The organism is Bifidobacterium sp. SO1 (assembly GCF_018555335.1).
GTDB lineage: Bacteria > Actinomycetota > Actinomycetes > Actinomycetales > Bifidobacteriaceae > Bifidobacterium > Bifidobacterium simiiventris.
Window position 1 is genome coordinate 41,260 of sequence record NZ_JAFEJR010000019.1, and the last position, 20,527, is coordinate 61,786.

Annotated in this window: 18 protein-coding genes; 17 read left to right on the forward strand and 1 reads right to left on the reverse strand. The window is 53.3% G+C overall.

Annotated elements, in window-relative coordinates:
- Positions 1-176: 176 nt before the first annotated feature.
- The 6 genes from JS541_RS12435 (at position 177) to JS541_RS12460 (ending at position 7,881) form a co-directional block, all read left to right on the forward strand.
- On the forward strand, positions 177-509 hold the full coding sequence (locus tag JS541_RS12435; RefSeq protein WP_214374801.1) for a putative heavy metal-binding protein: 333 nt from the start codon (positions 177-179) through the stop codon (positions 507-509).
- A gap of 50 nt (positions 510-559) precedes the next feature.
- On the forward strand, positions 560-1,519 hold the full coding sequence (locus tag JS541_RS12440; protein WP_214374802.1) for a TatD family hydrolase: 960 nt from the start codon (positions 560-562) through the stop codon (positions 1,517-1,519).
- A gap of 332 nt (positions 1,520-1,851) precedes the next feature.
- The gene (locus JS541_RS12445) at positions 1,852-4,437 is read left to right on the forward strand and encodes a KUP/HAK/KT family potassium transporter (protein ID WP_214374803.1); all 2,586 of its coding nucleotides are present in this window, start codon (positions 1,852-1,854) and stop codon (positions 4,435-4,437) included.
- Between the two features lie 78 nt (positions 4,438-4,515).
- Positions 4,516-5,400, forward strand: a complete 885-nt coding sequence (locus tag JS541_RS12450) for a class II glutamine amidotransferase (RefSeq protein ID WP_214374804.1) — start codon at positions 4,516-4,518, stop codon at positions 5,398-5,400.
- A gap of 46 nt (positions 5,401-5,446) precedes the next feature.
- Positions 5,447-6,172, forward strand: coding sequence for an HD domain-containing protein (locus JS541_RS12455; protein ID WP_214374805.1), 726 nt, complete (start codon positions 5,447-5,449; stop codon positions 6,170-6,172).
- A gap of 98 nt (positions 6,173-6,270) precedes the next feature.
- Positions 6,271-7,881, forward strand: coding sequence for an endonuclease/exonuclease/phosphatase family protein (locus JS541_RS12460; RefSeq protein ID WP_214374806.1), 1,611 nt, complete (start codon positions 6,271-6,273; stop codon positions 7,879-7,881).
- Positions 7,882-8,048: 167 nt separating this feature from the next.
- Here JS541_RS12460 and JS541_RS12465 read toward each other — a convergent pair whose 3' ends face one another.
- Complete coding sequence (locus JS541_RS12465) at positions 8,049-9,815, reverse strand: sugar transferase (protein ID WP_240539361.1); 1,767 nt, start codon at positions 9,813-9,815, stop codon at positions 8,049-8,051.
- A 578-nt stretch (positions 9,816-10,393) separates the two neighbouring features.
- On the opposite strand from JS541_RS12465, the gene JS541_RS12470 reads away from it, so the two are divergent.
- From JS541_RS12470 to JS541_RS12520, 11 genes are all read left to right on the forward strand, one after another.
- Positions 10,394-10,696: a hypothetical protein gene (locus JS541_RS12470; RefSeq protein ID WP_214374807.1), complete on the forward strand. Its 303-nt coding sequence runs from the start codon at positions 10,394-10,396 to the stop codon at positions 10,694-10,696.
- A complete protein-coding gene (locus tag JS541_RS12475) occupies positions 10,689-10,922 on the forward strand; it encodes a hypothetical protein (protein WP_214374808.1) in 234 nt (77 codons plus the stop codon). The genes JS541_RS12470 and JS541_RS12475 overlap by 8 nt, the downstream gene beginning before the upstream one ends.
- On the forward strand, positions 10,915-11,199 hold the full coding sequence (locus JS541_RS12480) for a DUF4160 domain-containing protein (protein WP_214374809.1): 285 nt from the start codon (positions 10,915-10,917) through the stop codon (positions 11,197-11,199). Before JS541_RS12475 ends, JS541_RS12480 begins: the two co-directional genes overlap by 8 nt.
- Positions 11,200-11,581: 382 nt before the next feature.
- Positions 11,582-12,793 (forward strand): EpsG family protein, encoded by a 1,212-nt coding sequence (locus tag JS541_RS12485; RefSeq protein ID WP_214374810.1) that lies wholly within the window; start codon positions 11,582-11,584, stop codon positions 12,791-12,793.
- 49 nt (positions 12,794-12,842) lie between these two features.
- The gene (locus JS541_RS12490) at positions 12,843-13,658 is read left to right on the forward strand and encodes a DUF4422 domain-containing protein (protein ID WP_214374811.1); all 816 of its coding nucleotides are present in this window, start codon (positions 12,843-12,845) and stop codon (positions 13,656-13,658) included.
- Positions 13,642-14,637, forward strand: coding sequence for a glycosyltransferase family 2 protein (locus JS541_RS12495; RefSeq protein WP_214374812.1), 996 nt, complete (start codon positions 13,642-13,644; stop codon positions 14,635-14,637). The genes JS541_RS12490 and JS541_RS12495 overlap by 17 nt, the downstream gene beginning before the upstream one ends.
- Positions 14,638-14,747: 110 nt before the next feature.
- Positions 14,748-15,857 carry a polysaccharide pyruvyl transferase family protein gene (locus JS541_RS12500; RefSeq protein WP_214374813.1) on the forward strand — a complete coding sequence of 370 codons (1,110 nt, stop codon included), beginning with the start codon at positions 14,748-14,750 and terminating at the stop codon, positions 15,855-15,857.
- The gene (locus JS541_RS12505; RefSeq protein WP_214374814.1) at positions 15,850-16,863 is read left to right on the forward strand and encodes a glycosyltransferase family 2 protein; all 1,014 of its coding nucleotides are present in this window, start codon (positions 15,850-15,852) and stop codon (positions 16,861-16,863) included. The genes JS541_RS12500 and JS541_RS12505 overlap by 8 nt, the downstream gene beginning before the upstream one ends.
- A 3-nt stretch (positions 16,864-16,866) precedes the next feature.
- On the forward strand, positions 16,867-18,135 hold the full coding sequence (locus tag JS541_RS12510; protein ID WP_214374815.1) for an oligosaccharide flippase family protein: 1,269 nt from the start codon (positions 16,867-16,869) through the stop codon (positions 18,133-18,135).
- Positions 18,136-18,137: 2 nt separating this feature from the next.
- Entirely contained in the window at positions 18,138-18,818 is a 681-nt protein-coding gene (locus tag JS541_RS12515; protein ID WP_214374816.1) for an acyltransferase, read from the forward strand.
- A gap of 506 nt (positions 18,819-19,324) precedes the next feature.
- Entirely contained in the window at positions 19,325-20,377 is a 1,053-nt protein-coding gene (locus JS541_RS12520) for an acyltransferase (protein ID WP_214374817.1), read from the forward strand.
- Positions 20,378-20,527 lie beyond the last annotated feature (150 nt).

Below are 20,527 nucleotides of genomic sequence, written 5' to 3' on the forward strand. Positions count from 1 at the left end.
AGATCTGCGAGCTGGGGGTAACGACCATCACTCAATCAGCATGACGTGGAACGGACCCATTACGCGTTCTTCGCGTCGTTCGTGATATGGGATGATCCGCGATGCGGACGTACAATGAGACCGTTGGGAGCGGTCGGTCTGATCCGGCCACACGATTCGAGCAAAGGGGATCGACCATGATTCTGGTCACCACCACGCCGTCGGTCGACGGCTACACGGTCACGAACTATCAGGGCATCGTGTTCGGCGAGGTCGTCGCCGGTGTGAACATGTTCAAGGACATCGGCGCGAGCTTTCGCAACATGTTCGGCGGCCGCAGCCAAGGTTACGAGGAGGAGCTGTTGAACGCCCGCAACGAGGCGATCGCCGAGATGCAGCAGCGCGCAGAAGCCCTCGGCGCGCATGCCGTGATCGGTGTCGACATCGACTACGAGGTGCTCGGCACCGACGGTTCGATGCTCATGGTCACCGCCTCCGGCACCGCCGTGCAGCTCGCCCGCAAGGCGTGACGGCAAGACGGCAAACCCGCGGGCAGTCGGCCGGCCTACACTGGTGACCCATGAGCAAGCATCATCACCGCGACCGCAGCTGGGCGCCCGCGCCGCCCGCATTGCCGGCCGACGCGCAGGTCATCGACAACCATACGCACGTCGCCTCCGTCGTGCCGTTCGCCCGTGCCATGAGCCACGAAGCGGTCGAAAAAGGCCAGCCGGAAGTCCCCGTATACGGCGTGGACGAATTGCTCGCCCAAGCCGCGGCGGTCGGCGTGACCGGCATCATCGACTGCGGCTGCGAACTGCCGAACCTGCAGGTTGCGATCGACATGGCCCGCGAACACCCGGGCCAGGTGCACGCGGCCATTGCCATCCACCCCAACGAAGCCGTACGCCACGGCCATCGCGCGGCGCCCGGTCCGGACGGACTTGCCGTGAAATACCAGCCGTACCACGACGTGAGCTTCGACGATGCGATGGCCGAAGTCGCACGGCTCGCCAGAGCATACCCGAAACAGGTCGTCGCGATCGGCGAGACCGGCATGGACCTGTTCCGCACCGGCGAATCCGTTGCGCACCTGCAGCGCGAGGCGTTCCGCGCGCATATCGCGCTCGCCAAGGAATTGAACCTGCCGATGCAGATCCACGACCGCGACTCGCACAGGGAAGTCATCGAGACGCTGCTCGCCGACGGCGCCCCCGAACGCACCGTGTTCCACAGCTACTCGGGCGACGCCGCGATGGCCGAGATCGCACGCGAGCACGGCTGGTACCTGAGTATGTCGGGAACGTGCAGTTACAAGGGCAACGACGGGATCCGCGAATCGGCCAGGATCGTCGGACTGAATCACGTGATGGTCGAGACTGACGCGCCGTACCTGACACCGATGCCATACCGCGGCCGGACGAACGCGCCGTATATGATCCCGTACACGCTGGCCGCGCTCGCGGACGTGTTCGACATGCCGATCGCCGACGTGGCGCGCGGCACGCGCGAGACGACGCGGACAGTGTACGGGATCTGACGCCAACCTTCTGACGCTCCCTCAGTCGGCCTTCGGCCGCCAGCTCCCTCAGCCGAGGGAGCCTAGGCTCGCTACGCTTGCATAACATATGCATCATTGCGCTGATCCTGTCGTGAATATGACGGATGTGCAAAGGACTGGGAAACGCCTTGTTTTTCCGGGCGTAGCGAACTGCGTCGGTCTGTGAAAAGTTGGCAAAAGTCCCAAACGCGCCTAGACTGGCCCCTAAGCAGCGAAGAAGCCCGTCGGAGAACGTGTTCCGGCGGGCTTCTTGCATGCGAGGTGGTGCTCAGGCGGAGGAAGGTCCCCTGCCACTGTGGAGGAAAGTGTTTATGGCGCAACAACCCGACGAAACCTTGCTGAAGGCCGACACGTTCACGAACGCGCCCAAGGTTTCCAAACGAACCCTCACCAAAGAGGAAAAAGAAGAACTTGAAAAGCGGCGCATGGCCGAGCAGAAAGAGGCCGTGAAGCTCGCCGAGACCGAGAGCAAGGGGCCGCTCGGTCGCTGGTGGGCGCGTCTGCAGTCCGGCCCGAACAAGATCACGTGGTCGCTGGCGCTCGTCGCGCTCGGCGTGGTCTACGGCGACATCGGCACCTCGCCGCTGTACACCGCGCAGACGTTTCTGTCGGGTCAGGGCGGCTTGGCGAATGCCGACCGTGAGGCCGTGCTCGGTCTGCTGTCGCTGATTTTCTGGTCGATCACGCTGATCACGACCGTCAAGTACGTGTTCATTGCAATGCGCATCGACAACAACGGCGAGGGCGGCATCTTCGCGCTGTATTCGCTGATCCGCAAGCATGGCACATGGCTGGCCATTCCGGCGATGGTCGGCGGCGCGGCGTTTCTCGCCGATTCGGTGCTCACGCCGGCCGTCTCGATCAGTTCCGCAGTCGAAGGTCTGAAGACGTTGCCGCCGCTCGAGGGGCTGTTCGACAGCGATCCCGATCTGACGCTGATGATCACGGTGGTGATCATAGTGGTGCTGTTCGCGGTGCAATCGCGCGGAACGGAAAGCATCGGCAGGGTGTTCGGCTCGATCGTGCTGGTGTGGTTCACGTTCCTGGCGGTTGTGGGGGCCGTGAACTTGTCTAACGATTGGACGGTGTTCGCCGCGCTCAACCCGGTGTACGGCATCCGGTTCCTGTTCAGCCCGCACAACGCCGCCGGCATCGCGCTGATGGGCACCGTGTTCCTGTCCACCACCGGCGCGGAGGCGCTGTACTCCGACATGGGCCATGTCGGCCGCGGCAACATCTACTTCACCTGGCCGTTCATCAAGATCTCGCTCGTGCTGTGCTATTTCGGCCAGGGCGCGTGGATGCTCAGGAACCAGCACAACGCGCAGCTCGCGCATATCGCCAGCCTCAACCCATTCTTCCAGATGATGAACACGAACGTCCGCTACGTGGCGGTCGTACTGTCGGTCACCGCCGGCGTGATCGCCTCCCAGGCCCTGATCACGGGCGCGTTCACGATGGTTTCCGAGGCGACCCGACTCAACTGGATGCCGCACCTGCAGGTGCGCTACCCGGCCAGCACCCGCGGCCAGCTGTACATTCCGGTCGTCAACGGCGTGCTGCTGGCCGCCACGCTGTCCGTCCTCGCCATGTTCCGCGACTCCGAACACATCTCGGCCGCGTATGGACTGGCGCTCACCATCACGATGATCACCACCACGATCCTGCTCGCGGTCTACATCTGGTACGCAGGCCGTCGCGTCGGTGCGATCGTCTTCCTGTTCGTTTTCCTCGCCATCCAGACCATGTTCTTCATCGCGTCGATGGCGAAGTTCCTGCACGGCGGCTGGTTCACCATGCTGCTCACGCTCGCGATCCTGTTCATCATGTATACGTGGGATCGCGGCACGAAGATTGAACGTTCGCAGCGCCGGCACATGCGTCCGGCCGATTTTCTGCCGATCCTCGGCCGGCTGCACGGCGACTTCCGCATCCCGTATTTCGCCGACAACATCGTCTACCTGACCGCCGATCCGGAAATGAAGCGGCTCGACACCGACGTGTTCTTCTCGATCTTCGCCGAGCATCCCAAGCGTGCGCGCGCATGGTGGGTCGTGTCGGTGCAGACCACCGACGAGCCGTTCACGCGCGAGTATTCGGTGGAGAATTTCGGCACCGAATACCTGTTCCGCGTGCGCATCCGGCTGGGATTCAAGGTGTCGCAGTCGATTCCGCCGTACCTGCACCAGATCATGCATGATCTGAGCCGCACCGGCGAACTGCCCGAACAGAAGTCGATCTATCCGAAGGTCGACGCCGACCCCGGCATCGGCACGATCCGCTACGTGCTCATTCACAAGGATCTCATGCCCGAGTCGAAGGTCACGGCGCTGGGTGCGGTCGCGCTGCGCACCAAGTACGCGATCCGCCACATCGCCGGCTCGCCGTTCAAATGGTTCGGTCTGGCGCCGTTCAACCCGATTGTCGAGGTGCAGCCGCTGTTCATCGCCACGCGCCGTCCGCCGCGGCTCAAGCGCGTCACGCTGCGCAAGCCGGGCAGCGAGGGACGCATGAGCGAGAACGGCGCCGGCCTGTCCGCGGATGCGGCCGACGCGGGATTCGGCGTGGTCAGCCAGCCGGTCCCGTCGAACAAGTCGTGGGCGCGCGCGGCGAACGCGGCCGTGCAGGACGCGGCCTTGCGCCGGCCGCTGCGTACGGTTGCGGACGGTGAGACGACGGTGGTGATGCAGCGCATCACCGATCCGGTGCCGCAGCTGAAGAACGGTACGGATACGGTCGACGGCAACGACGGTGCGGCCGGACGCGATCATGCCGCCGGTCAGATGGCCGATCATGTCGCCGGTAAGCCGTCCGATCGTACTGTTGATCGTTCTGCCGATCGTTCTGCTGATCGTTCTGCCGACAGCGTTTCCGACGTGCCGCGATCCGGAGAATAATCCACGATAGACCGCTATAAGCAACTCCTATAGCCACGCCGTCGTGCGGCCGCCGCGCGTCCGGTACAGTACATAACCATGTGCAGATTACTGGGATACGCGACGGCCGGGGCCAATACGAGCCTTGCGGCCGTGCTCGGTCAACCTGCCGTAGACGAGTTTCGTGAGCTCAGCGAGATCCACAACGATGGTTGGGGTGTGGGATTGCTGTCGAAGCCCGTCGAACCGCCCTACACCCGGGACGGCGGCGCGCCCGCGCCGGAAACCGGTGTCCAACTGTATAAGAGCACGGTCGCCGCGCGCTACGATTCGGTGTTCCCCGACTTTGCGAACGCCCCCGCGCGCGGTGCCCTGTGGCATCTGCGGCTCGCCAGCTCGAATCTGCCGCTCATCCTCGAGAACCAGCAGCCGTTCTACGCGAACGGTCTCACGTTCATCCACAACGGCGACATCTCCGACGAACACGGCGTCAACATCGTCAACAACCGCAGCTATCCGGTCAACCAGGGCGCGTTCCTGGCGACCGGCGGCCAGTCCGATTCGGCGATCTTCTTCTCCGTCATCCTCGAGTTCATCGGGTTCGGTTTCGCGCTGGACGAGGCCGTCGCGCAGGCCGTGCGCCAGCTGCGCCAGACCTATCCGAAGTCGAGCTACAACTGCATGATCCAGAGTGAGGACCAGTTCATCGCGCTGTGCGCCGCGGGCCGCGAAGTGACGAGCGAGCGCATCGTCGAGGTGTACGACCGGTACGGCCGCGGCGAACAGGCGCACGACTACCGCGTGCTGCGTTACCGTTCGCTTGACGGTTCCGCGATCGACGACCGCGGTGCCGGCAAGGGTGGCGTGGTCGTGGCCAGCTCCGGGTTCGAGCAGTCCGAGGCCGACGGATGGACGCGGCTCAACAACGACGAGATGATCGTCGCCTCGAACCGTACCGGCACGTTCCGCGTGCGTTCGATCTGATTGTTCGGTTGCCCGGCCGTTCGGTTGCCCGCCTTACAATGGCCGTATGACCGGATACATCCCCACGCTTGAGCAGATCGACGAACTGCATCGCCGGATCGCGCCGTCCGAAGCCGCCTATGACCTCATCCACACGCACTGCATGATCGTCGCGCAGATCGCATGCCAGCTGGCCCGTCGCCAAAACGCGTTGTTTATGCGCCGCTGCACGCTGCCGCACACCGAATCTGGCGAGCTGGACTGCGTCGCGGTCCCGCCGACCGGGGGAGTGGAAGGCGGCAAAGTGCCGCCTCGCCTGCTTGACGAGCATCTCGTGATGATCGGCGGCCTGTTGCACGACATCGGCACGTACCAGGTGCTCAAGCACGACGGCACGGACGGCGAACCGCTCAAGTTCAGCGGCAAACGCTATATTCTGCACGGTCTGCTCGGCTACGAGTGGCTGCTCGGGCAGGGCGTGGACGAGTCGATCGCGCAGTTCGCCCGCAACCACACCGGCGTCGGGCTCACCAAGGACGAGGTGATCCGGCAGGAGCTGCCGCTGCCGCCGGCCGATTACGTGCCCGTCAACCTCGAGCAGGAGACGGTGATGGTGGCCGACAAGTTCCACAGCAAGTCCACGCCGCCGAAGTTCCTGTCGGTCGATGCGTACACCGCGAAAGCCGCGCGGTTCGGCGAGGAGAACAGCCGCAAGTGGCTGGATTTGGTGGAGCAGTACGGTCGGCCGGACATCGCGGCTCTGGCCGAGAAGTACCATATGCGCATGGTGTGATGTGTGGCGTGCGTGACGTGCGTGACACCGATGAACTGATGATGACTGATGATGAATGACAACGTGGGCGATATGCGCGCGATATAGAGGGGATGCGTATGACCGAACCGACGAACGGCGCAGGATGGCAGAACAGACCGCAGTACGAGCCGTCCGATCCTGAATACGATGCCGTGTACGGCCATCACTTCGACTGGCAGCGCAAGGAGGATGGCGGCGACGCGCAGGACGGCGAGACGCGCGCGATGCCTGCGGTCCCAGCGCCGCCTGCCCCGTCCGCCGCTCCCGCCGCGGCGATGCCTGAGGTCTACGAGACCCAGCCGATTGCGCAGCCGTTGCAGCAGCCCGGCGCGGCCGGACTGAGGGGATCTGCCGTCGCGTCGCAGTCCGAGGTGACGCCGACGCAATACGTACCGCCGGTTCCGCCGGCTCCTGCTCAACCCTCGTCTGTCGCGCCTGGCTCGGCGTCGTTCGAGTCCACGCCGACGCAGTATGTACCGCCGGTCCAGATCCAGTCCGTCCGACCGGCCCAACAGCCCGTACCGCCGATCCCACAATACGAGCAGCCGGCCGTGCAGCCGCAGCGGCAACTTGGTGCGGCTGCCATCAACAATGGCTCCGATATCATGAACAACAACGCATACGCCTCATCGCCGCAGTCTCAGGAGCGCACCCGTTCCAAGCGCGGCAACTGGTTCACCAAGCCCGGCAAGCACGGGTTCCTCAGCTTCTTCCTGTGGGTGGCCATGCTTCCGTGCATCGGCATCATGGTGCTGCGCGAGACCAACAAGGTCGATCAGGATGGCCGCGCGCTGCCCGAAATCCTTGCATTTGTGCCGATTTTCGGCATCATCGCCGCGGTGGTGCTCGTACTGGCCGTGCTGTGGCGGCGCAAGCTGCTCACGCTGGTCGCGCTCGCGTGCGTCGCGGTGCAGGTCATGTGGCATATCGGCTATTTCATGCCGGCCGTGAAGATCTCTGAAACCGCGAAGCAAACGGTCGCATCGGCCGCCGCCACCGATGACAACGTTGCCCGCATCATGACGCTGAACACCCGGGAAGGCAAGGCCAGCGCGCAGCAGATCGTCGCAGCCGTTCGCACGCAGCATGTGGAGGTTCTAGCGCTCGAGGAGGTCAGCGACAGCCTGCTCACCGCGTTGCAGGAGGCCGGCCTATACGATGTGCTGCCGTATTACGTGACGTCGGTCGCGACGGCGGGCGACAACGGCGGCATCAACGGCCTGTGGACGATGGCTCCGATGAGCAACATTTCGGAGAGCCTGCTGCCCACGGAGGCCTCGCAGATGCCGGCCGGTTCGGTGCAGATCGGCAAGGCGACGGTGCGGTTCGTGGCCGCGCATCCGAGCTCGCCCACGCGCGGCAACCAGGGCGTGTGGAGTTCGGGACTGAGCACGATCAGTGATCTGAAGAACTACGACTGGTCATATGTGATCATGGGCGACTTCAATTCGACGTGGGACCATCCGCGTTTCCGTTCGCTGCTCGGCGACAGTTTCGTCGACGCGGGCGAGCAGGCCGGCGAGGGCTTCCACTTCACGTATCCCGCGAACTCGAAGATCCCTTCGCTGATCGAAATCGATCACATCGTGTATGCGAAGAACCGCGGTGTGAAGATCGGGCAACTCGCCACCGAAACCATCGCCGGTTCCGATCACAAGGCCCTCCTCGCCACCCTCGAAACCGAGTGACGCGTTCTAGGCGTGCTGCGGTGATGCGCCTGTTGTATCGGAATCGCGCGTCGTTGCGCGATGCTCAAGAGTCTCGGCCCCCTCGGCTGAGGGGGCTGTCAGCCGCAGGCTGACTGGGGGAGCGTCCGCGGCACGCTAGTGCCGCCAGCAACAGCATCGCGCGCCGATCAGTACGCGCCATCCCCGCGCAGCACCACGCCGACCGTCTTGATGAGGATCGCGATGTCGGTCATCAACGACCAGTTCTCCACGTAGTTCACGTCGAGGAACTCGGCGTCCTCCTGACTCAGGTCGTTGCGGCCGCCGATCTGCCACGGACCGGTGATGCCCGGCCGCACGAGCAGTCGCGTCGAATACAGCGGCGAGTACTGGTCGACCTCGTACTGGCGCTGCGGTCGCGGGCCGACGAGCGACATGTCGCCACGGATCACGTTGATGAACTGCGGGATCTCGTCGATCGAGGTCTTGCGGATGAACTTGCCCACGCGCGTGATGCGCGGATCGTTCTTCACCTTGAACGTGGCGCCGAGCTCCACGCCGGCGGCCTTGGCCACTTCGGCGTCCATCTTGTCGGCGTCGACGCGCATGGAACGGATCTTCAGGCAGTAGAACGGCTTGCCGTAGATGCCGATGCGCTCCTGCTTGTAGAACACCGGGCCACCGTCCTCAAGCTTGATGGCGATGGCCACCAGTCCGATGATGATCATGCCCGGGATGAGCGCGACGAGCGAGCCGAGGATGTCCATCGTGCGCTTGCACAGTCGCGTCGGCCACGAGTACTGCGGCAGGCTGGCGGACAGGATCGGCAGTGCGGAATCGTTGCGCAGCACGAGTCGGCCGCCGCCGATGTCGGCCACGGACGCGGTGATCGCGAGTTCCATGTTCGCCGATTCCACGGCGAGCGAGAGGGTGCGCATGGTTTCCGAATCGCGGGTGAGCACGTCGGTGATGAGCACGCTCTGCGCGCCGAGATGCTTGGCGGTTTGAGCGAGGTGCGAGTTGAGCGCGAGCACTCGCAGGCGGGCCTCCTGGTCGTTGCGCGGTTCGAACGGCACGGCGATAAGGTGTTGCGGCGCGTCCGGGTCGCTGTCGTTGGAGACCGCGGCGATGGGGCAGACCGCGATCGGCGCGTAGCCGGCGGACAGACCCATGGTCGTGGTGAGCTTGTCGATCGTCTCGTGGATGCCTTGCGGCGAGCCGACGAGCACGGTGGGGAAGTTGAATTCGCCGCGGCGGCGGTTGGCGTGCAGTACGCGACGCATGATCCAGCGTTCGATCGTGGTGATGACGGCGGCGATCACCGGTGCCAGCACGACCAGCGTGCGCGGGTACGGCACGTTGAACAGGAAGCCGATCGAGCAGACGGCGATGAAGTCGATGAGCGCGGCGGTGAGGATCTTCGCGTACAGCGAGTAGCCCTCGCCCATGGTGTGGCGATGGTAGCTTTTGATGATCGCGAGCGAGACGATCCAGACCGCGCAGAACGTGATCGTGGTGATCAGGAATCCGCCGGGAAGCTGTTCGGTCACCGTCATGATGATGTCGGGACGCACGGCGTAGATGATGGAGCAGCTCAGGAGCATCATCATCGCGTCGAGCAGAACGAGCGCGAGATTGTAGTACAGCTGCCAGGCGGGGATGGTCGGCATCGCGCGAGCTGTGCGGGTGGTTGCGCTGGCATTGCGGGCGGTGCCGGTGGCGCCGCTGCCGAGTCGCGAGGCCGATGCCGCGGCGGACGGCGTGCTGGACGCGGCCGACGTGTAGGAGCCGTCAAAGAACGTGGTCTGGATGGGCTGCTGGTAGTAGTCGTCGCTGGCGTGACCGCTGTCGACGCGCATGCCCACCACGCGGGCGCGAGGCGAGGTGACATGGATCTCCTGGGTGGCCATGTCCTCGTCCTGTTCCATCTTCAGTGTCGTGCTCTTCTCCGCCATAGTCTTCTCCCCCCCCCCTGTTGCTCGGTAAGGACGCGCGGCGAAGGGAGGTGGGGTTTGTATCCACCGCGCGACCGACGCACCGCGGCAGCGGAGCGCCCCATTTTCCCATACTGCTTCTCTACCTTACTATGCGTCCGCGTCTTTGGGGGTGCGCGGACTGTGGAGATTGCGGCCGGACCGCGGGCGCCGCGTGGCTAGGTCACGCCCGGATCTCGGCCGCAACGTGGTGAGCGAAGGTGGTGATGATGTCTCGTGAGGCCTTATATTTGGCTGATATGCGGCGGCTGCGGTGGTCGTTGCTGTGCTCCCGTTTCCTGTTTTGGACCGTTTTCGTTTCCTGTTTTGGACCGTTTTCATTTCCTACTTTGGCTGATTGGCTTGTATCGGTCGATGACTGGGGCGCGTCTTCGCCGGTCGTCTTCGATCCGGGATCGGATGTGCAGACTGTATCGAGTGCTGAAACCGACCGTTCTAGACTGTGACGAAGGTATGAATCAATCGCCTGCAGGTTCCTTGGTACATCTACCTATAATTAGATAGACCGTTAGCGATGTTGATCGGGAAGGAGTCAGACCATGCCATTGACTGCTGATGCTTCCGACTTGGTAAACGATACCGCGTATCTGAGTGCTGAGAACGGATTCACTGTGTTCGAATACGGGAAAGCTCGTATCAGGTTCCGTGCTCCCTATTCGCTGGAACGATACACTAAAGTCAAGCAATGGGACAACGGTTATCTCGTCGTGGATGCGAAGTACCGTCACAACGATTCTTCTGAGGAAGAGTACATTGATCTTGCTCCGGTGCTCAATGACCTCTACATCAATGCCGACAGGTTCTTGCGTCCGATCAAGAAGGTGGAGGTGTCCCATGCCTGATATTGCAGCAGTGGCCGGTGCCGCGGGAATGATTGTGAATGGTTACGCATTCACTCGTACCGAGGACGGACACGTTAAGGTGCTGAACCTTAATTCGCCGGATTCGGCTGTAGTGCTTGATGATGAGGGCAATGTGCTTGAAACCAGTATGAATGATCTGGAAGTGGGCATTGTGCGGGATTATTACCAAAACAACAAGGAATTCTTGGAGACAGCTCATGCCTAAGTACTTCCAATTTATGGTTGCTGGGTACTATCTCTACTTCACTTCGTTCTGTGTCATCGAATGCATGCATGTACATGCGAGTGACACCAAACTCACGGAAGCGGGATCGGCGAAGTTCTTTGTGAAGGCCAACGGCGATACAACCCTTGAACGGCAAGGAAGACTCACCGCGAAAGAAGTTGCCACCATCCAAAGGTTCATCAAGAAGAACTATCGAGAAATGTATCTCAAATGGAAGGAGTACAGTACTGAAGATTTTTATGGGCAGGGACGGTGAGCCGTTTAAGTAAACGGTGAGGCGGCTGCGATGCCGAAGTCACAGGATCTCGGCTGCTTTCCCTGCTGAGCGTATCCCGTAGACTGGTATAAGAGGTCACCGCCTTGCCTTCTCCCCCTGCGGCCATATAATTCTGTATATTGTTGCCGTTTCGGCGGCGATGCCTGAACGAACGTCGAGCTGATGGGAAGAACTATGAAGATCGCGGTTGCTGGTACTGGTTATGTGGGGTTGTCTGTGGCGTTGTTGCTCTCGCAGCATAATGAGGTGCATGCGTTGGACATCGTGCCGGGATGCTGATCTCCCGAGTTTGCGGCATAGTTTTTCTTGCGCTGGTCTTCGTTATGCAAAGCATGATGACAACATGTGAAAGATATTTACCATGATCATATATTCGTCGGTGTTTGTCGTATTGCTTATTTTTGCAATAGTCAATTATATGACTAGTGTCAGTCAGCTAGATACTGGTCTGAAGCATGCTTCTGAAAAGGCCATTCATATACGAAACATTACACATGCTTATATGTATGCGGGCTCATATCTAGGTGCTCCTCTTTTTATCTTATTTCTTCTAACTGCCCTACGATATGATGTTGGTAAAGATTACCAGCATCATATCGATATATTCCACTGGATACAGGAATCCGGGCCAGATGAAGTTTATGTGGAAAAGGGGTATGCTTACTTCAACCTGTTAATCAGTGAGTTAGGATTACCGGTAGAGATTCTGTTTGTAGTAGGCGGCTTGCTTGTTTGCGGATCGATATTTGCCGTGGCATACTATTTGGTTCCAGCTCGATACTGGTCTCTTTTCGTGGTGCTGTTCTATTTCGGTGGTGCTTTCTTTTCGTCTCTTAACTTAGTTCGTCAGTATTATGCGATCAGTCTGTGCCTCATTTCTTTCCTCTTATTTCTTAGGAAGCACTGGATTGGATCGTTGTTTGTATTTGCCGCTGCCGTATCGTGTCATAGTGCCGCAATAATTTTCATACTTGTTCCTGTCCTGGCGGTTTTAATGAAGTCAAAGGTGACGCACGTTTTCCTTATTATTTTATATTGCTTGTCTTTGATATTCATTCTTGTTGATATTCACCAATTAATATTATTGGTTGAGCCGCTTGTTCCTGATCGTTGGCAGCATTACCTGAATGATTCGCAATTCCTTGATCGTAATAAATTTGCATTATTGAAGCTTGTCGTTCCTAATGCCGTATTGATAATATACTCGTTAACGGAGTGGAAGAGTAATCTTTTATCTCGTTTTTTTGCCAAGGTGGGCAACCAAGAGAAAAAGGATCTGCTTGTTTCCTCCGACGATGTTGTTATGGCGGGAACCGCTTTGTTCGTTATATCTCAGAATGCTTTCTACGGAGTCATGGTTTTGACTCGAATGTCGGAATTCTTCTGGATGTTTTATTACGCTGCAATCGTGTATCTCATTGCAGGATGTAAGAAACGTGTGGTGCAATTCGGGTGTGCAGGAACTTTCTTGCTTTACTTTGTTCTCTTGACTGTTGTTACCATTTTCATAAAAAATGGTAATGATGTCATGCCCTATACGTTTATATTTGCACCTAATGTTTCTTTTTCCTGAACCGTAAGCATTATATATTATCCATTTAGTAGTACAGGTGAAATTATTTATGACAAGGTTCGAACGTAATACTGATATATGCGTTGGTGTTGCAACGCACAAGCCATATCGTATGCCCACAGATCCTATGTATCTTCCGTTGCATGTCGGGGCTGCATTGCATCCTGATGTTTGTCCGGACATGGTAGGTGATGATACCGGTGACAATATTTCGAACCGCAACGGATATTATTCAGAGCTTACTGGTCTGTACTGGTTGTGGAAGAACGATCATTCCGCATATAAAGGACTGGTTCATTATAGGCGTCATTTGGCCACTCGGAACATGTGGAAAAGACTTACTGCTAACGATCGTTTCGATCGCATTGTAACTGGAGATGAGGTCCGAGCCATTCTCCGTGATCATGACATCATTGTCGCGAAGCGGCGTAATTACTACATTGAAACCGTATATTCCCATTATGGCCACACTTTTCATGCAGAGCAGTTTGACCAGTGCCGTGAGGTGCTCATGGACCTCGCTCCTGCTTATGTGTCTGCCTGGGATCGTCTCATGCAGGCTCGTGGAGCGCATATCTTCAATATGTTTATTATGAGCCATGAAAAGTTTGATCAGTATTGCGCATGGATGTTCCCCATCCTTTTTGAACTGGAACGGCGTCTGGATCCGGCTCAGTATGATGCTTTTCATGCGCGATATCTTGGTCGCGTAAGTGAGCGTCTGTTGGATCCATGGTTAGAGACCAACGGTTATTCCTATGCCGAACTTCCGGTGGTGAGCCCAGAGCCTGTGGACTGGTGGAAAAAGGGCACCGGATTCCTCATGGCAAAATTTGGAGGGAAGACGTATGACAAGAGTTTCTGAGACCGTGACTCCCAAGGTCAGCATCATTCTTCCGGTATATAACGTTGAGAAGTATCTGGACAGATGTTTCGAGACCATTTGCAATCAAACATTCCGGGATTTTGAGGTGTTGGCTGTGGACGATGGCTCCACCGATGGTTCCGGTGCTAAGTGCGATGCATGGGCCCAGAAAGACGGGCGAATCATATCGCTGCATAAAAAGAACGGTGGCTTGTCCGACGCTCGAAATTACGGGCTGGACCGAGTTCGTGGCGAGTACATCACATGTATCGATTCCGACGACTACGTGACCGAAGACTATCTGGAAGTGTTGCTATCTCTGTTTCAGTATGCTCCCGGATGCAAAATGGTAGGAGCCGGGCATTATGTCGCACGGCCCAAGGGCAATGAGTTGGACTATCATGCCGATAAGCCGGTGACTGTGCTTAGCCGACGTGAGGCTTTCGAAAGCGTGCTATATCACGGCATCGTCAATGTATCGGCATGGGCTAAGATGTATCACCGATCGTTATTTGAACATGTGCGATATCCCAAGGGCCGTCTATATGAGGATACATACATTTTTGGTGATCTACTTAACATGACGTCATCATACGTTTTTGCGAGCAAGCCGGTATATTACTACTGCAAACGTGATGATTCGATCGTAAGCGGCGGATATACGTCGAGGCGACTCGAATTCATCAACTCAGTGGACAGACTGGTGCGTGAGGCTGAGAATTGCGATCCTGCTTTGCATGGTGCTTGCGTGAGGCGACAAGTTCATGCTCGACTGAGTGTATTGCGTTATATGCAACAGGTTTCCGGTGCGGATCGCACGCAACGTGACGAATTGAGGCGTTACGTGCTTGCTAACGAACATGCGATTCTCATTGATCCGAAAGCCCCGAGCCGCGATAAGCTCGCAATACGTTTGCTCAAGATGGGATATTGGGCTTACTACCGGTGCTGGGCATTATATGAATTGCTGCGTCAATAGGGTACAGCTCTGTTGCTGTCCTATGTGGTTCTTCACATCTCTGCGCGATATGTGATTGTGCCTCCGTTATATTATTGAACCATCCATCTCCTATATAAGGTCAGGGTTTTATGAAAGCTGCAGTGATCACTCTCCATCAGGTTGATAACTATGGAACACAATTACAAGCTTTAGCTACACAGGAGAAGCTTAAGGAATACTTTGACGACGTTACCTTCATCGACTATCGTCGTCCGGATACATATGGCAAGGGTCTTCTGGATACATTTGCGCAAGGGAATCCAGTACGAGCCCTGGCTATTTTGCCGACCTTACTACGCTGGAAGAGCGTATTTGGAACGTTTAGGAAGAATAATCTCAATCTGACTGACAAGGTCTACTATTCTGAGGCTGATTTTAATGATTTCCGAGATGATGCGGATGTCTACTTCTCGGGTAGCGATCAGGTATGGAATGCCGGTTGGAATGGCGGAGTCATTCCCTACTTCTACTTGAGTTTTGTGCCGGACGGGAAACCGAAGTATGCCTATGCTTCGAGTTTTGGCAGGAAAACACTCCCTGACGATGAGGTGAAATCCTCAAAACGGTACATTGACCGTTTTACAGAGATTACCGTCCGTGAAGAAAGCGGAGTGGATATTGTCAAGAATCAATACGGTTTCTCGAATGTGCAGCGAGTGGTGGATCCAACCTTGGCTATGCCTCCTGAATTTTGGAGGAAGGTTGGTAATGCCATCAAGAACATGCCTAAAGAATATATTCTTATTTACAATTTGAATCGCAATGCTGATTTTGACCGTTATGCAGAACGTGTTGCCAAGAAAACAGGATTGCCGTTGTACCGCTTCTGTACTCGATATGATCAAATATTTCGGTCGGGGAAGAGTCTGGTGATTCCGGATATTCTTGACTTTATAACGCTTGTTGATAATGCAAAATATGTCATTACCGACTCGTTCCATGCCACGGCTTTCTCGATGAATCTTAACACTGAGCCAATCTGCGTGTATCCTAATGCATATTCGGGTCGTATCTCGGAATTCCTCAAATTGGTTAATTCTGAGCAGATGCATGCAAAAGACTATGACGATCTGGATATAGTGAATCGACATGTGGATTTTGATGAAGTCAATGCAATTCTCGAAGCGGAAAGAAAAAAAGTGGATAAGTTCCTTGAGAATATAGTTTCCCGTGAGACAGTGAGGCATAACTATGTGTAAAAAGATTGAACCTATATCAAATCCTTTGATTTCTGTGATTGTGAATGCTTACAATGTAGAGCAGTATATACGACGGTGTTTAAATTCTGTTTTGCACCAGACATATAGGAATCTTGAGATAATTGTTGTTGACGATTGTTCATCGGACCAGACTTCTCATATTATAGATTCTATTGCTGAAATTGATTCAAGAATTCATGTCCTGCATCATTCGATGAATACTGGATTATCTGGAGGACGCAATACTGGTCTCGAAAATTGTCATGGTAAATATATTACGTTTGTTGATGCTGACGACTGGCTTGAACCTGATTACGTGGAATATTTGTATTCGCTGATTGCAAAATTTGATGCTGATGTGGCTATAAGCCGCAATTTCTTTACCTCTCGGTTTAGAACGCAGATTACAAATGATGCTTTCTCGTGCATTACTTCCGATGACATGCTCTGCGATATTTTCTATAATCGTATTCATGTAGGTGTCTGGAATCGATTGTATCGGAAAACGCTAATTTCTGGTAAAAAATTCCGTCTTGAATCAAAGACCGGTGAAGGAATGCAGTTCAATACACAGGTCTTGCCGGAAGCTAATCGTATCGCTGTAGGACTTAGGCGCGTATATACATATAATGTCGACAATTCCATGTCTGCAACCAAAAAGCCAAATATAGAAAAACAGGCGATTGGTGCGGTCGAGAATATGGATTACATTAAGACGCATCTTGTTCCGCGTTCAAAAGCAGTTGATAATGCTCTTGAATATCAGTATCTTACAACCTCTATATATGCCATTGAGCATTTAATTCGTGCAGAAGGCATTAAAAGTCACAAGTCATTTTATCGAAATATTTCAAGGTCCTGCCGAAAGTTGGCTGTTCAGAGTTTTGCCTGGAATCTCTCGAAGAAGCAGCTATTGAAGTCTGCTGCTATTCTGATAAGTCCTTATCTTACGGCATATAGTGCGGTTGTTTGGCGTTATAAGTTCGGGAAAAAGCAGAGGGTGTGAGCAATGGGCGACAGAAAACGTATTTTGAAAAATTCGTTATTTCTTTATGCGCTTACTTTTTCTAATTATTTTATTGGTCTTCTTCTATTCCCCTACTTATCGCGTGTTCTCAGTGTTGAAAAGTTTGGTCTGATCGGATTCTCCACCTCGCTTTGTTTGGTCTTTCAAATGATCGTGGAATTTGGTTTCCAGCTCTCAACGACTGCTGAGATATCGGTTCATCGGGAAGAAGATAGGGTTGTTTCCCAATTAATTTCCTCAATGACGGCCGCTAAAGGCGTTCTTGCTGTTGTATCTACAGTTGCCTTTGTGATTTGTGTAGCTTTTAATGAAAACCTCCGCCAGCATATGCTGCTAGTTTCATTATTCTATGTGGATTCAATTGCCAAAGCATTCCTTCCCGATGCGTATTTCCGTGGCATTGAGCAGATGCGAGCTATTACTATTCGTGCCGTGACTGCTAAATCAGGAATATTGGTAACGACATTGCTCTTCGTTAAGAATGATAGTGGTTTGATTCTTTATCCGTTATCAATGATAGTGTTTGATACCATCGCTTTGATTTGGGCGTTCTCCTTGATCCGTAAAGATGAGATAAGGTTTGTGATTGTATCTGTTGCCGATATATTGGCTGCAATCAAGAGAAGCTTCTGGTTCTTTATCTCACGTGTTTCGGTGAGCATCAATGGTTCGCTTGGTGCTATTTTTCTTGGAGTCAAGTTTCTTCCAGAATCCATTGAAATGGGCTTGTTCTCCGGCGCCACAAAAATTTCTACCGCAGGTGAGCAGATGATTCCTCCAATTGGTGATTCTCTTTACCCATTTATGGTAAGGAAGAAAGATTATAGCATGTTCTATAAGGTGCTTCTTTTTGGTGGCTTGTTCTGGTTTGCCGGATGTTCGTTTGTTTTTGTTTTCGCTGATCAATTTTGCTCGATTATTTTAGGTAATAATTACGCGACCGCTGGTCAGTATCTTCGTATTTTGGTGATTGGCGTATTCTTTGGTTTCTTCGGCTTCATGTTCGGGTATCCCGCACTTTCCCCGCTTGGAAAGGCGACCTATGCGAATGCGGCAATTATGGTCAGTGCAATTATCAATCTCATTGCTTGTTTGATCCTGTGGGCTACCGACAATATCTCTGTTCTATCGGTCTCTATTGTATTCGGCTCGTCAGATATTGTTGTTTTCCTGTTTCGGTTTATCGCATTTCTTAAATTCAAGAAGAGTATAAAAGAATCATTATCGAACCTAGGCGAGAAGCGGAGGTAGAAGTGGGAAAAAGCAGAGATGTCTCTTTGGATATAATAAGGGTTCTTGCCATCTGTTTGGTGGTGATTTGCCATGTAAATAATAATACATGGCCTATGGTAACGCGTTCATTTATCTATTCTCTGGGATGGATGGGTGTTCCTGTTTTTGTTATGCTTACTGGTTTTTTGATGGTTCCTCGTCGTTATGATGGTATTTATTTAAATAAATTCTTGAAAAGGAATCTATTCCCATTATTTTGTGCATTTGAAATATGGAATTTGCTCTATTATATGTTCTATACGTTAAGGAATGGCTATATAGGAGTAAATCAAACTCTCCGGTTTGTGAGGATTGCTTTTTTTGTAGGGGATACAGGGTCAGCTTTTTGGTTTATGCCCATGATAATAGGCCTATACCTAGGACTTCCAATCTTTGCCTCTTTGGTCCAAAAGAATGATTTATATACTCGGCTTATCCTATTCTGCATTACTTACTTTAGTTTGATTGTATGTACACTTCAGCAGGTTTTTAAATCGTTTGAAGTTCGCCAAGATATCAAATCAGTGCTTGAGATGAATATTTTTGGTGCTTCAGTTTGGGGTGGTTCTATTTGGATGGTTTATCTATTCATTGGATATAAAATACATGAAACTTTTCTGTCGGAAATACGCATTCCGTATCTTCTCATAGTATTTTTTTGAGCCTTTTTGGTAATATAGGTCTGACCTACCTGCAATTAAAGAGAGGGAGTGCTCAGCAGTTTTATGGCAGTATGTTCGTCCTCCTTCCGGCCTGTGCTCTTGTTTTGATTCTTAGGAAATTATTGTCGTCACTTATATTGCCTGATAGGATTTGTGTCTTCTTTAGATATTTGTCTCAGCTTTCTTTCTCTGTGTATCTAATTCATATTCTTATTATCCCAATAGTGGAATCCCATGTTTATTCTTTGTTGCCACGTATGTTTAGGCTTCGGTACTGCATTGTAGTTCTACTGGTGATTTTGATTTCATTCTTTATCGGATGGATTCTTTCGTATATTCCTGGGTTTAAGAGGTATGCTCTTTTGATTAAATAGATATAAATGAATGTTGATAGATTTGATGTGATGTTTAAGTTGTTGACATATACGAGGAATCAATAGTATCTTTTTGTGATTACCAGTATAATTAGATGTCAATCTTTTGAACAAAAAAGGTCATATAGTATTATGAGTGTTGTTTCGGAACGGCATGTCGCGTCTGTTAAGCGTGTTGTTTATTATGATATTCTTAACGTGGTTGCGGCTTTTTCCGTTGTGCTAATGCATACTAATGAGGCATATTGGAATTTTCGACCGACAAAAACTTGGGTGATGAATTTAATAATTGAAAAATCACTGAAGTTTGCCGTCCCTATTTTTTTCATGCTTACGGGGGCGACTTTGATGGACTATCGCGAGAAGTACTCTACGGGAAAATATGCGCAAAAACGAATTCGGCGTGCGGTTATCCCATTTCTTTTCTGGAGTATCATAGGCTTACTTTTCTCCAGATTTTTGACTCATTCAACGCCGTCTTCAAGTATTGCGCATTACATTAATATGATTATCACAACCTCTATCCCCGAGGTTAATGTCTATTGGTTTTTCATCCCGCTATTCTTGGCCTATCTAGCTATTCCTGTATTTTCATGCATTCCTTCTTCGAAGAGAAATGACATATTCTCTTTTCTGATTATTTGGTATTTGGTTTTCACTGCTGCGAAAGCTTTTCTTCCGTTGATTGGGGTACAAGTCAATTCCATCTTAGATAATCCATTTACGGCTAATGATTTGGTGTATGTCTTACTTGGATATTTGTTATCAAATAATAATATTGACAAGAGAATAACGAGGGCATTGATCGTGCTGGGATTTCTTGCAGTTCTCTCGACGGTTCTTGGTTCTTTAACTGCAAGTTTTGCTTCGAATAAGCTTGTTAACGCCACTATTTTTGAATCAGCTTATTTCCTATGGCCAATTGCCGTGTTTTTAATATGTAAGGCGTTGTTTTCGAATAACAGCTTGGGAAGTCGTGTGTCGTCTTTATTCGCACAAATTTCGGCATACACTTTTGGTATCTATTTAGTGCATAGATATTTGTTGATTATTGTGGTCAGACTGTTCCATGTTAAGGTTATCCTCTGGTGGTGGCCCTGTCTTGGTGCGCTTATTGTTTTCTTTGCTTCCGCATTGCTGGTCTTCCTGTTGAAGCATATTCCTATTTTGAAAGAGCTGGTTTAGTGATCGTGCAAGGGGCTGCGGTTTGAACCGCACCCTGATTGTTGGACTGGAGTAATTCAGATTCGATAATCGGAGGTGCGGTTTTTTATGTCTGGGGACCGTAGACGTCATTATGATGACGAGTTCAGGAAGATCGCGTTGGCGTTGATT

Bases quoted from the DNA above. Each gene is read 5' to 3' on its own strand.
- JS541_RS12520 (WP_214374817.1), top strand. From the start codon at position 19,325: ATGAGTGTTGTTTCGGAACGGCATGTCGCGTCTGTTAAGCGTGTTGTT.
- JS541_RS12490 (WP_214374811.1), top strand. From the start codon at position 12,843: ATGACAAGGTTCGAACGTAATACTGATATATGCGTTGGTGTTGCAACG.
- JS541_RS12480 (WP_214374809.1), top strand. From the start codon at position 10,915: ATGCCTAAGTACTTCCAATTTATGGTTGCTGGGTACTATCTCTACTTC.
- JS541_RS12470 (WP_214374807.1), top strand. From the start codon at position 10,394: ATGCCATTGACTGCTGATGCTTCCGACTTGGTAAACGATACCGCGTAT.
- JS541_RS12440 (WP_214374802.1), top strand. From the start codon at position 560: ATGAGCAAGCATCATCACCGCGACCGCAGCTGGGCGCCCGCGCCGCCC.
- JS541_RS12445 (WP_214374803.1), top strand. From the start codon at position 1,852: ATGGCGCAACAACCCGACGAAACCTTGCTGAAGGCCGACACGTTCACG.
- JS541_RS12450 (WP_214374804.1), top strand. From the start codon at position 4,516: ATGTGCAGATTACTGGGATACGCGACGGCCGGGGCCAATACGAGCCTT.
- JS541_RS12505 (WP_214374814.1), top strand. From the start codon at position 15,850: ATGTGTAAAAAGATTGAACCTATATCAAATCCTTTGATTTCTGTGATT.
- JS541_RS12465 (WP_240539361.1), bottom strand. From the start codon at position 9,815: ATGGCGGAGAAGAGCACGACACTGAAGATGGAACAGGACGAGGACATG.
- JS541_RS12460 (WP_214374806.1), top strand. From the start codon at position 6,271: ATGACCGAACCGACGAACGGCGCAGGATGGCAGAACAGACCGCAGTAC.
- JS541_RS12495 (WP_214374812.1), top strand. From the start codon at position 13,642: ATGACAAGAGTTTCTGAGACCGTGACTCCCAAGGTCAGCATCATTCTT.
- JS541_RS12500 (WP_214374813.1), top strand. From the start codon at position 14,748: ATGAAAGCTGCAGTGATCACTCTCCATCAGGTTGATAACTATGGAACA.
- JS541_RS12455 (WP_214374805.1), top strand. From the start codon at position 5,447: ATGACCGGATACATCCCCACGCTTGAGCAGATCGACGAACTGCATCGC.
- JS541_RS12475 (WP_214374808.1), top strand. From the start codon at position 10,689: ATGCCTGATATTGCAGCAGTGGCCGGTGCCGCGGGAATGATTGTGAAT.
- JS541_RS12510 (WP_214374815.1), top strand. From the start codon at position 16,867: ATGGGCGACAGAAAACGTATTTTGAAAAATTCGTTATTTCTTTATGCG.
- JS541_RS12435 (WP_214374801.1), top strand. From the start codon at position 177: ATGATTCTGGTCACCACCACGCCGTCGGTCGACGGCTACACGGTCACG.
- JS541_RS12485 (WP_214374810.1), top strand. From the start codon at position 11,582: ATGATCATATATTCGTCGGTGTTTGTCGTATTGCTTATTTTTGCAATA.